The sequence below is a fragment of the Arthrobacter sorbitolis genome (assembly GCF_054510995.1).
The window spans coordinates 19882-31562 of sequence record NZ_JBTNDM010000016.1 but is presented as its reverse complement, the minus strand read 5'-3'; the positions used below and the strand labels follow the sequence as shown (position 1 = coordinate 31562).

10 protein-coding genes are annotated in these 11681 nt (G+C 71.4%); 4 read left to right on the top strand and 6 right to left on the bottom strand.

Annotated elements, in window-relative coordinates; translation table 11 throughout:
* The first annotated feature begins 129 nt into the window (after positions 1-129).
* Both ACX80K_RS16745 and ACX80K_RS16740 read left to right on the top strand, forming a co-directional pair.
* Positions 130-1755, top strand: a complete 1626-nt coding sequence (locus ACX80K_RS16745; protein WP_459273031.1) for a dolichyl-phosphate-mannose--protein mannosyltransferase — start codon at positions 130-132, stop codon at positions 1753-1755.
* 33 nt (positions 1756-1788) lie between these two features.
* Entirely contained in the window at positions 1789-3636 is a 1848-nt protein-coding gene (locus ACX80K_RS16740) for an AMP-dependent synthetase/ligase (RefSeq protein ID WP_459273030.1), read from the top strand.
* Positions 3637-3823: 187 nt separating this feature from the next.
* On the opposite strand, the gene ACX80K_RS16735 is transcribed toward ACX80K_RS16740, so the two are convergent.
* Both ACX80K_RS16735 and ACX80K_RS16730 read right to left on the bottom strand, forming a co-directional pair.
* Entirely contained in the window at positions 3824-5317 is a 1494-nt protein-coding gene (locus ACX80K_RS16735; RefSeq protein ID WP_459273047.1) for a TIGR01906 family membrane protein, read from the bottom strand.
* A gap of 117 nt (positions 5318-5434) precedes the next feature.
* The gene (locus ACX80K_RS16730; protein ID WP_459273029.1) at positions 5435-6427 is read right to left on the bottom strand and encodes a stage II sporulation protein M; all 993 of its coding nucleotides are present in this window, start codon (positions 6425-6427) and stop codon (positions 5435-5437) included.
* 98 nt (positions 6428-6525) lie between these two features.
* On the opposite strand from ACX80K_RS16730, the gene ACX80K_RS16725 reads away from it, so the two are divergent.
* Positions 6526-7326 (top strand): RDD family protein, encoded by an 801-nt coding sequence (locus tag ACX80K_RS16725; RefSeq protein WP_459273028.1) that lies wholly within the window; start codon positions 6526-6528, stop codon positions 7324-7326.
* A gap of 19 nt (positions 7327-7345) precedes the next feature.
* Here ACX80K_RS16725 and ACX80K_RS16720 read toward each other — a convergent pair whose 3' ends face one another.
* The 4 genes from ACX80K_RS16720 to ACX80K_RS16705 all read right to left on the bottom strand — a co-directional run bounded on the left by ACX80K_RS16720 (position 7346) and on the right by ACX80K_RS16705 (position 11055).
* Positions 7346-8659, bottom strand: a complete 1314-nt coding sequence (locus ACX80K_RS16720; RefSeq protein ID WP_459273027.1) for a L,D-transpeptidase — start codon at positions 8657-8659, stop codon at positions 7346-7348.
* Positions 8660-8840: 181 nt separating this feature from the next.
* Positions 8841-10337 (bottom strand): adenosylhomocysteinase, encoded by a 1497-nt coding sequence (ahcY, locus tag ACX80K_RS16715; protein ID WP_459273026.1) that lies wholly within the window; start codon positions 10335-10337, stop codon positions 8841-8843.
* Positions 10338-10384: 47 nt separating this feature from the next.
* Positions 10385-10576, bottom strand: a complete 192-nt coding sequence (locus ACX80K_RS16710) for a hypothetical protein (RefSeq protein WP_459273025.1) — start codon at positions 10574-10576, stop codon at positions 10385-10387.
* 92 nt (positions 10577-10668) lie between these two features.
* Positions 10669-11055, bottom strand: a complete 387-nt coding sequence (locus ACX80K_RS16705; protein ID WP_459273024.1) for a DUF3499 domain-containing protein — start codon at positions 11053-11055, stop codon at positions 10669-10671.
* Positions 11056-11181: 126 nt separating this feature from the next.
* Here ACX80K_RS16705 and ACX80K_RS16700 point away from each other — a divergent pair, with 126 nt between their 5' ends.
* A complete protein-coding gene (locus ACX80K_RS16700; protein ID WP_459273023.1) occupies positions 11182-11676 on the top strand; it encodes a metallopeptidase family protein in 495 nt (164 codons plus the stop codon).
* Positions 11677-11681: the final 5 nt, after the last annotated feature.

The following is an 11681-nucleotide window of genomic DNA, read 5'->3' as shown; positions in this document are numbered from 1 at the left end:
GGCGTCGTTGCGTGGCTGGTTCACCGGACCAGCCTAGCCGCCGCAGCCTCCGGGAAGCCGGGCCGCGGGTAGGCCGGTGTCCGGGCCCGCATGCGGGGTCGGCACAGGTGCCGCCGGTAGCATGACAGGGTGAGCCACACCGCCGTCCAGCCCCGACGGGACAGCCCCCCGCCGGGCGGAGCCTGGATCGTGGCTCCACTCCACGCCTACACGCGCGCCGGCCTCACCGAGCGGCTCCTCGGCGCCACCGCCCCCGGCGGACCGCTCCGCTGGATCCTCCCGCTCGCCATGGCGGTGCTCGGCGGGATCCTGCGCTTCGTGCGGCTCGGCGAGCCCGGGTCCCTCGTGTTCGACGAGACGTACTACGTCAAGGACGCCTACTCCCTGCTGCAGTCGGGCTACGAGCGCGAATGGCCCGAGAACGCGAACGACTCGTTCAACGCGGGCACCCCCGGCGTCCTCCTCGACGCACCCGACTACGTGGTGCACCCGCCCGTCGGCAAATGGATGATCGCCTTCGGGATGCTCGTGTTCGGTTCCGACAACGCCTTCGGCTGGCGGTTCTCGGCCGCCGCGATCGGCACGCTCTCGGTCCTCCTCCTCGCGCTCGTGGCCCAGCGCATGTTCGGCTCGGCACTGCTGGGCGCCGCCGCGGGCCTCCTGCTCGCCATCGACGGGCACCACCTCGTGGAGTCGCGGACGTCGCTGCTGGACATCTTCCTCAGCTTCTGGCTGCTCGCCGCGTTCGCGGCACTGCTCCTCGACCGCGACGACGGCAGGCGGCGGCTCGCCCGGCGCCTCTCCTCCCGCGTCGGCGACGACGGCCTCCCCTCGCCGGCACACCTGGCCTACGGCCCCTTCCTCGGGTTCCGGGCCTGGCGGCTCGTGGCCGGCATCTGCCTCGGCCTCGCCCTCGGGACCAAGTGGTCGGCCCTGCCCTTCATCGCGGCGTTCGGCCTCCTGACCGTCGCGTGGGACCTCAGCGCCCGGCGGATCGCCGGCATCCACCACTGGTCCCGCGCGGGCATCCTCAAGGACGGACCGCTCGCCTTCGCCTGCATGGTCCCGGCGGCGCTGCTGACCTACCTGGGCACGTGGACGGGCTGGTTCCTCTCGGAGGACGCCTACGACCGCACCTGGGCGGAGCGCAACCCGTCGGAGCAGTGGGGCTGGGTCCCGGACGGCCTGCGCTCGCTCGCCGAGTACCACCGGAGCGCGTTCTCCTTCCACCAGGGCCTCGGCACGGACCACCCGTACGAGGCGAGCGCCTGGACGTGGCTCCTCATGGGACGGCCGACGTCGTTCTTCTACGAGAAGCCGACCGGCTGCGGAGCCGACGCCTGCTCGCAGGCCGTCACCGTGCTCGGGAACCCGCTCATCTGGTGGAGCGCGGCACTGTCCCTGCTCGTGCTGCTGTTCTTCTGGCTCGGCCGCCGCGACTGGCGCGCCGCGGCGATCCTGACCGGGGTCGCGGCGGGATACCTGCCGTGGTTCCTCTACCCGGAGCGCACCACCTTCTACTTCTACGCCGTGTCCTTCGAGCCGTTCCTCGTGCTGGCCCTGGTGTACTGCCTCGGCCTCGTGCTGGGCGGACCGGACGCTGACGGGCCCCGGCGCCGAAGCGGTATCGTGCTGGTGGGGCTCTTCCTCGCGGTCGCCGTCGCGCTGTCCGCCTATTTCCTGCCGATCTGGACGGCCGAGGTCATCCCGTACGACCAGTGGCGCATGCGCATGTGGCTGCGGAGCTGGATCTAGGGCCGAGACCCCCTGCAACGAAAGCGAGCACTCGTGCGCGAAGCCATCACGGAACTCCTGGTCGACCTCCCGGCGGCCAGCAACACCACGGACCTCCTCCTGCGCACCCACGACGCCGATCCCGGACGCGCGCTGTACGCGCTGCAGTCCGCGGGGCAGTGGCAGGACGTCTCGGCGGCGGAGTTCCTGCAGCAGGTGGGCTCCGTGGCCAAGGGCCTGATGGCACTCGGCGTGCGGCCCGGCGACGCCGTCGCGGTGATGTCGAAGACCCGCTACGAGTGGACGCTCGCCGACGTCGCGATCTGGTTCGCCGGAGCGGTGACCGTGCCCGTCTACGAGACCTCGTCGGCCCACCAGGTGGCGTGGATCCTCGAGGACGCCCGGCCCGCCGTCGTCTTCGTGGAGGACCAGGGGAAGGCGGAGATCGTCCTCGACGCCGCCGGCAGGTCGAACCGCACGGACGCGACCACCGTGGTGCACCTGTCCGGCAGCGCACCCGCCGGGACGGCCGCCCTGACACTCGCAGCCCTCGTCGGGGCCGGCTCCGGGGTGTCCGATGCGGCGCTCGAGGCCGCACGGAGCTCGCGCGGCCTGGCGGACGCGGCGTCCATCGTCTACACCTCGGGCACCACGGGCCGGCCGAAGGGCTGCGTCATCACGCACGGCAACTTCGCGCTGTTCGCCGTCAACACCCTCGAGTTCCTGCCCGAGTTCCTGCAGCAGGACAACGCGCGCACGCTCATGTTCCTGCCCCTCGCGCATGTCCTGGCCCGCGCCGTGCAGGTGGTGTGCTTCGCCGGCGGCATCAAGCTCGCGCACTCCGGATCGGCGGCGCAGCTGCTCCAGGACCTGACGACGTTCCGGCCGACGTTCCTCCTCGCCGTCCCCCGCATCTTCGAGAAGATCCACACGACGGCCGGCCGTCGTGCCGCCGACGCCGGCAAGGGACGCCTGTTCGCGGCGGCCGAGCGGACCGCCGTCGCCTACTCGCGCGCCGTCGACGCCCGCGGGCGGGGCGGCCGCGGCCCCTCACCCGTGCTGCGCGCCGCGCATGCCCTCTTCGACCGCATCGTCTACCCCCGGCTGCGCGACGTCTTCGGCGGCGAGGTCACCTACACCGTGTCCGGCGCCAGCCCCCTCAGCGAGCACCTCGTCCACTTCTTCCGCGGCGCGGGCATCCTGGTCCAGGAGGGCTACGGCCTGACCGAGAGCACCGCGCCGTGCACCGTGAACACGGTGCCGCTGACGCGCGTGGGGTCCGTGGGCATCCCGATGCCCGGCATGAGCGTGCGGCTCGGTGACGACGGTGAGGTCCAGGTGAAGGGCGCGGCCATCTTCGCCGGGTACTACCGCAACGACGAGGCGACCGCCGCGGCCTTCACCTCGGACGGCTACTTCCGCACGGGTGATCTCGGTTCGCTCGACGAGGACGGCTTCCTGACCATCACGGGCCGCAAGAAGGACCTCCTCGTCACCGCCGGCGGCAAGAACGTGGCACCCGACCCCCTCGAGGAGAAGCTCCGGGAGCACCCGCTGGTCGGGCAGGCCGTGGTGGTCGGGGAGGGCAGGCCCTTCATCGCGGCGCTCATCAGTCTTGACCGCGAAACCCTCGGGCCGTGGGCCGCCGCGCACGGGAAGCCGAGCCTGACGGCCGATGCCGCCGCCCGTGACGAGGAGGTCCTCGCCGAACTGCAGACCGCCGTCGACGCCGCGAACGCGACCGTGTCCCAGGCGGAGCAGATCCGGCGGTTCACGGTCCTCGACGTCGAGTTCACGGTGGAGTCGGGACACCTGACGCCGACCCTGAAGCTGAAGCGGGCCGCCGTCGTCGCCGATCACGGGGACGCACTGGCGGAGCTCTACGGAGCGGCGAGACGCTAGGCGCGGCACGCCTGTCTTTCCGCCCGGGCCCTCTCCGCGCACCCGGCCTTTCCGCGCACTCGGCGCGGCCGCCCAAAGCCGGGGCATCTCCCCCGACGCTGTCCACAGAGCCGGGGCAGCGGCTCAGAGCCGTGGTGCATTGCCCCCGGCTCTGGGCACCCGGCGCGGCGGCCCGGATCGGAGGGGGCTAGGAGGCTTCCAGCGCCTCCCGGTACTTCGCCTGGGCGGCGTCCTGCGCCACCATCGACCGCTCACGACGCGCCTTCGTGGGCCACGTGAGGATCAGCGTGAGCAGGGTCGCCCCCAGGACGAGCACCGCGACCGTGATCGCGGAGTCCGTCCAGAACTGCTCGGGGAACAGCCGGATCAGCGTGTCGTCGACCCGGAACGTCCAGCTCCCGTCGGCGAAGAACAGGGCATGCACCTGGGTGAAGAAGGTCTGCCAGGCCAGCACCGCGAGCACCGTCAGGGCGACGATCCCCACGAGGGTGAGGACGGCGCCCGCGAACAGCGCCCGCCGGATACCGCCCTTGTACCGCCGGGCGAGATAGACACAGGCGATCACGGACAGCACGAAGAGCACCAGGGCGATGAAGAAGGACAGGCCCAGCACGCCCTTCACGTCCGCCATGTGACCCACCTCGGACTCGAGGAACAGCGGCTCGCCGTCGGGCGTGACCAGACCGCCCAGGTACCGGGCCGGCGCGAAGTTCAGGACGTAGTCGAGGGCGTAGGACCCGTAGGTCATGCGGTCGTCCAGCGAGAAGCCGTACTGGTCGTCGGGGAACCCGGGCCGGTGGTATTCGAGCCAGAGGAACGACGACGTCGCGACGGCGCGGACGGCTGCCGCCACCACGACGACGGGGAAGAAGAGGGCGACGACGACCTGGAGGAAGCGTGCGAGGACGGGCTTCGCGGCCACGGCCTGGTCGCGGACGGCGGCGCGGCGCGCTGCGTCCTTGTCGGGGGGACTCGCCGAGAGCGACGCCGTGTCGGTGGACGGTTCGCGGGAGCCCGACGACGCACGGCCGCTGCTGCTCGCGGCTGCCACCGGGGCGGAACCCTGGTCCGGCGCCGGAGGTGCACCGGCGTCGTCACTCTGGGCCGGGGGGCGGTCGTGAGTGTCGGTGTCGGTGTCGGTGTTCTGCGCTCTCTCACCGGCCGCCGCCGTCCCGACGCTGTCGGCAGACGTCGCGCCGGAGGGAGTCGTCGCCCCGGTGCCGGGCGTCGCCGTGGTCGAAGCAGCACCGGCGGCGGTGGCGCCGGCAGCCGAAGCACCCGTCACGGCGGGCATCATCCGGGTCGCGGTTCCGACGCCGTCATCGCCGGAGGAGGCGTCACCTGCAGAGGCGCCATTGGAAGAATTGCCACCGGACGAACGGGCGTCGGAGTCGTCGGGATCCCGGCCCTCCCCCGGTCCCACCGGCGAAGGGTCGTCGGATTGCCTGTCAGCCGCGGACCCGCCCGCGGAAGGGTTGTCAGCGGAGGAGTCATCGGCCGGATCCTCCCCCGTGACGCGGGACAGGTCGGGCATCGTGCCGGCCTTCCGCCGCGGCAGGTCGTGGCGCTGGGCGACGCCCGATACGGGCTGGTCGTCCGGGCCGGCCGCGTCGCCCGCGGCGGGAACCGCCGAGTCGTCTGCGCGGCGCATGCCTGAAGCGGTCGAACCGGTGCTGTCCATCTCTGCCACTGCGTTGTCTCCTCGATCGATGCCCGCCGGCGCTGCCTCCGGCGTCTTTTCGACACTACCGGGCATTCGGGCACCCCGACGGGAGGCTCCCCGCGCACCGGCCCGGGGTCAGGCGGTGATGACGGCGTCGCCGCGGTCGACGACGCCGAGGTCCCCGCGGTGCCCGGCCGCGACGGCCCGCCGCCCGAGGATGAGCGTGTACGCCCAGTAGGCCGCGAGCACCAGGAGTCCGATCGCCAGGCGGAGCCACTGCGGCAGTCCGCTCGGCGTGACGAAGCCCTCGACGAGGCCGGAGACGAGCAGCACCAGCACCAGCCCGAGGGCCACCGTGATCAGCGACCGCCCCTCCTCCGCGAGGGCGACCGACCGCAGCCTGCGGCCCGGTGCCACCCATGCCCAGAAGATGCGCAGCCCGGCGGCGGTCGCGACGAAGATCGCGGTGAGCTCCATGAAGCCGTGGGGCAGGATGTAGAGGAAGAAGACGTCGAGCCGGTCGTAGGCCGCCATCGTGCCGCCAGCCATCCCGATGCCCTGTGCGTTCTGGTAGAGGATGACTGCGGGCCAGATGCCGGTGACCCCGAAGGCGACGGCCTGCAGGGCGATCCACGCGTTGTTCGTCCACACCAGCCCCGCGAAGGACGCGGCGGGGTTCTCGGAGTAGTAGTCGATGAAGTCCTCCTCCACGTACCGGCGGAGCGCCTCGTCCGTCCCCAGGGCGCCGATGACGCCCGGCGTCGCCGCCACCCAGAACCCGTAGAGCCCTGCCACCACGAGGAAGACCGCACCGATCACGACCGTGAACCACCGGATGCGGTAGAAGGCGGCCGGCAGCGAGAACACGAAGAACTGCGCCACGTCCTCCATGAAGTGGGACCTCGCCCCGGTGAAGCGGGTGCGGGCACGGGACAGGCGGGTGGACAGGGCGCCGGAGAGGGCGCTCTCGGGATCGACCGAGCGGATGATGGACAGGTGCGTCGACACGCGCTGGTACAGCACGAGCAGCTCGTCCGCCTCCGCCCCGTCCAGCCTGCGCCGGCGCACGAGGTCGTCGAGGCGTTGCCAGTCGCCGCGGTGCACGGCGATGAATGCATCCACGTCCATGCGCCCCACCCTATAGTCCCGCCGACCGGCCCACCCGCCGACCGCGCACACCGGCGATAGGCTGGCCCCATCGCATCCAGCCGAGCCAGGGGGAACACATGAGTCCGGTCGTCACCGGCGAGGCGGTCGTCCTCGAACTCAGGCCCGCAGGCTTCGCCGCCCGCGGCGTCAGCATCCTCATCGACGTCGCCGCGCAGCTCCTCGTCGCGGTGCTCCTGATGCTGCTCATCGGGAACGTCTTCGGCGGCGTCCTCGATCCGGCGCTCACGTCGGCGGTCCTGATCGCCGTCGTCGTCCTCCTCCTCGTCGTCGTGCCGGTGACCGTGGAGACCCTCACGCGCGGCAAGTCCCTGGGCCGCCTCGTCATGGGGCTGCGGATCGTGCGCGACGACGGGGGTGCCATCCGCTTCCGCCACGCCTTCATCCGCGGGATGCTGGCGGTCTTCGAGATCTACCTGCTCGGCGGGTCGCTGGCGTTCCTCGTGTCGCTGTTCAACGAGCGGTCCAAGCGTCTCGGCGACCTCCTCGCGGGCACCTACGCGATGCGGGAGCGTGTCGTGGCGAGGCCCCGCGCGCTCCCCGTCATGCCGCCCGGGCTGCAGCAGTGGGCCGCGACCGCGGACATCGGCCGCCTGCCCGACGCCCTCGCCCGCAGGATGTCGCAGTTCCTCGCCCAGGCACCGAGACTGACCGAGCAGGCGCGGCACGCGCTGTCCGTGGACCTGGCCGGCGAGGCGAGCCATCACGTCTCACCGCCGCCGCCCGCCGACACCCACCCCGAGGAGTTCCTCCAGACCGTCATCGCCTCGCGCCGCGATCGCGACTACGCGGCGATGGCCCGGCAGCGCGAGCGGACCGAGGCGACGGCGAAGAGGCTGCACACCCTGCCCTACAGCTAGCGCGGCCCGGGGACCGCGCCTAGGGCTGGCCGACCCACTCGTCCCAGGGCACGTTCCAGTCGCCGAACCCGTCCCAGACGTACATGGGGCCGTAGCCCGTGTTGAGGATCTGCACCACGTCGCCGGGGCCGAACGTGCGGTAGAAGTACTCGGCGCCCTCGGGCGACATGCCGATGCAGCCGTGCGAGACGTTGAAGTTGCCCAGGGCCACCTGCGCTGCCGGGAGCGCCTCGTGGACGAATGCGCCGCCGTTGCTCAGCCGGCTGGCGTGGTTCACGACCGTGGGCGGGTAGTAGGCGGGATCGCCGGGCTCCAGCCCGATGGACTCCGCCTTGAACTGTGTGGACTTGTAGTGCTCCATCACGACCATGTACCCCTCGGTGGAGGGCCATTCCTCGGTGCCGAGGGTGATCGGGAAGGTCCTGTCGAGCTTGCCGTCGAGGTAGACCTTCATGGTCTTCGTGGTGTTGTCGACGACGGCGAGGCGCGCGTTGTGCGTCTTCACGGTCATCGTCGTGTCCGCATTGCCGATCATGCCGTTGCCGAAGTCGACGCCGAAGAGGTTCGCTTCCACGGTGATGGTGCTGTTCGGGGCCCAGAAGGTCTCGGGGCGGTAGCGGACCTTGGTGTCGGTGAGCCAGTAGAAGGCGCCGGGCTGGCCGCTGGTACTGGTGACCGTGATGGCCTTCTCGACGGCGTCCCGGTTGGTGACCGGCTCGCTGAAGCTGAACTCGAGCGGCTGCCCCGTGCCCACCGTGCTGCCGTCGCGGGGGAACATCGAGGCGTCGGCCTCGTTCGCGGGTACCACGGTCGTGAAGCTCGACGTCTGCCGCTGCGGCTGGCCGGCCGAATCGAGCACGGTGTAGGAGAACGTGTAGTCGGTGTCGAAGGCGAGCCGTTCCGTCGCCGTCCAGCCCCTGCCGTCGGCCGAGAGGGTGCCCGCCACGGGAGTGCCGCCCGCGCGCGGCACCAGCTCGACGCCCTCGAGCGTCGCCCCCTCGACCGTCACGGCGGCGACGGTGGCGGGGTTGACGGCGTAGGCCTCGTCCGTGGGCGTCAGGCCCACGGTGTACTCGCCGGCGGGAGCCTGTGGATCCTTGTCCGCCGCGGCGGACGGGGCGGGATCGGCCTGCGGGTCCCCGGCGGCAGCGGGCGAGGACGGCGCGGACGAGGGTGTCGACGACGCTGCGGGCGACACCGGGTCGTTCCACGGCGAGGCGGTCGCGATCCCCACACCGCCGCCGACCACGACGACCGCCGCGGCACCGATGGCCGCGATCTTCCAGCCCTTCCGGCGCGCCGCGTCCCTGCCCGAGTCCTGCTTCATGCGCATGCATCTGCCCTTCGATGTCGCTTCCCCCGTGCGATGCTACGCGACGGCGCCGACGACCCACCGCAGGAAGCGGCGGGTCGTCGGCAACGATTCGGCACCGGCCGTCGGCAGTCGGCGACGGCGGTCAGCGGCAGCCGGCGACGGCGGTCAGCGGCGGTGCGCAGGGGGTCCGGGGGCGGCCCTAGTAGCGGTACTGCTCGGACTTGTAGGGCCCGGCGACGTCGATGTCGAGGTACTCGGCCTGGCCCTTGGTGAGCTCCGTGAGTTCCACGCCGAGGGCGTCGAGGTGCAGGCGCGCGACCTTCTCGTCGAGCATCTTCGGGAGGACGTAGACCTCGTTCTCGTACTCGCGGTCGCCCTCGGCGTCCTCCTGCTCGAACTTCGTGTAGAGCTCGATCTGCGCGATCGTCTGGTTCGCGAACGAGTTGCTCATGACGAACGAGGGGTGGCCGGTGGCGTTGCCGAGGTTCAGCAGGCGGCCCTCGGAGAGCATGATGATCGAGTGCTCCGCCACGCCCGCGGCCTCGTCGGCGGGGATGACCCACTCGTGGACCTGCGGCTTGATCTCGATCTTCCCGACGCCGGGAACGCGGGCGAGCCCGGCGATGTCGATCTCGTTGTCGAAGTGGCCGATGTTGCCGACGATGGCCTGGTGCTTCATGCCCGCCATGTGGCGGGCCATGATGACGTCCTTGTTGCCGGTGGTGGTGATGAAGATGTCACCCTGCGCGAGCACCGTCTCGAGCTTCGCGACCTGATAGCCGTCCATGGCTGCCTGGAGGGCGCAGATGGGGTCGATCTCGGTGACGATGACGCGGGCGCCCTGGCCGCGGAGGGCCTCCGCCGCACCCTTGCCGACGTCGCCGTAGCCGCAGACGACGGCGACCTTGCCGCCGATCAGGACGTCCGTGGCCCGGTTCAGGCCGTCGGGCAGGGAATGGCGGATGCCGTACTTGTTGTCGAACTTCGACTTCGTGACGGAGTCGTTGACGTTGATCGCCGGGAACAGGAGCTTGCCCTGCGCGGCGAGCTGGTAGAGGCGGTGCACGCCCGTCGTGGTCTCCTCGGTGACGCCCTTGATGCCGGCGGCGATCGTCGACCACTTCTGCGGCTCGGACGCGATCGTGGAGCGCAGGGTGTCGAGGAAGACCGTGTACTCGTGGGAGTAGTCGGCGTCGCCCTCTTGCGGGTTCGCCGGGACGGCGCCGAGCGCCTCGAACTCGGCGCCCTTGTGCACGAGCATCGTGGCGTCGCCGCCGTCGTCGAGGATCATGTTGGGGCCGAGGCCCTCGGCCTGCCCCGGCCAGGTGAGGATCTGCGTGGCGGTCCACCAGTAGTCCTCGAGCGACTCGTTCTTCCACGCGAAGACGGGCACGCCCGCGGGCTCCTCGACGGTGCCGTTCCCCACGACGACGGCGGCGGCGGCCTCGTCCTGGGTGGAGAAGATGTTGCAGGACGCCCAGCGGACCTCGGCGCCGAGGGCGGTGAGCGTCTCGATGAGGACGGCCGTCTGCACCGTCATGTGGAGCGACCCGGCGATCCGGGCGCCCGCGAGGGGCTGCGCCTCGGCGTACTCACGGCGCAGGGCCATGAGCCCGGGCATCTCGTGCTCGGCGAGGCGGATCTGGTGGCGCCCCGCCTCGGCGAGGGAGAGGTCGGCGACTTTGTAGTCGAACATGGTGCTGTTCCTGCCTGTGGGTCGTGGGGGGACTGCAGGCGCCTGCCCTAGGGGGTGGCCGCGCCGTCGAGTAGTTCGGCGCGGAGCAGCACGGGGATGCCCTCGTCGAGTCCGTAGGTGAGCGTCGCGCCGTCGGGTCCCGGAGCCGTCGACCGGAGGACCGGGCCCTCCTGCACGAGCTTCGACCCGGTGACGGGGCAGCGGAGGACGTCGAGCAGCCGTGCTGGGAGGTTCGCCATGGAGTAGCTTTCGCTCGGGAGGGACGGGAGATCGCGCACCCCAAGTCTAGCGCGGCAGGCGCGGCACGACGGCGCCGAGCACCCCGCGCGGATCAGGGTTCGGGCAGGATCCGGAGGTGGCCGCGCCGGGGTCCCGTGACGCCGGCCGGCGGCTCCATGGGTGCCTTGCTGCCGCGCTTGCCCGCGGGAGCCTGCTCGACGGACGGCTCCGCCGCCGCTTCCCGCACCGCGTCCGCGAGGGCCAGGAGGTCGTCCGAATTGTGCTCCGGCGGGGCGTCCGGGAGCGTCAGCCGGACCACCTCCCAGCCCCGGGGGACCGTCAGGCGCCCGGCGTGCACGGCGCACAGGTCGTAGGTGTGGGGCTCCGCGTACGTGGCGAGGGGGCCGAGGACCGCCGTCGAATCCGCGTAGACATAGGTGAGGGTGGACATCGCCCGCCGCTGGCAGGCGGATCTGGAGCATTGACGGAGTGATCCCACGATCGGCAAGCCTACCGGGCTTTGGTCGGCCGGCCCGGCAGGACGCGCACCGGGGTCTCCCCGGCATCCTCCACCGGCGTCCCATTCGGGAGTGCGGCAGCAGGGCTCAAGGCTTAGAGTCTTTACATGCAGGATGCTTCCTCTTTTTCGGTCAGCCTGACCGATCCCTCGTCCACTGAAGGACGTCAGGCACGGTCGTTCTACGAACGCCGGCGCAATCGCCGTGGCCGTGGCATGCGCGGTGAGCTCTTCCCGCAGCACCTCCCGGCGTCCCGGTCCCGGTCCGAGCAGTTCGACGACTGGGTGATGGAGTCCGCGCAGCGGCTCGAGCGCCTGTGGGGCGAGCGGATCCAGGACCTGCAGATCGTGGTGCAGGAGATCCCCGACGGCCTCGAGGAGATGACGTCCGACACGCTCCGCGGCCTCCTCGGATCCTGCTCCCCCGCCGCGCCCGGCAGGCCCGGCGTGATCACCGTCTACCGCCACCCCGTGCTCATGGCCGCGAAGGCCCTGCTGCCGGTCAACGAGCTCGTGCACGACGTCGTCGTGGAGCAGACCGCCGAACTGATGGGCCTCGCACCGGAGGTCGTCGATCCGGCCTACGGCCGGTCCCAGGCCTGATCCGG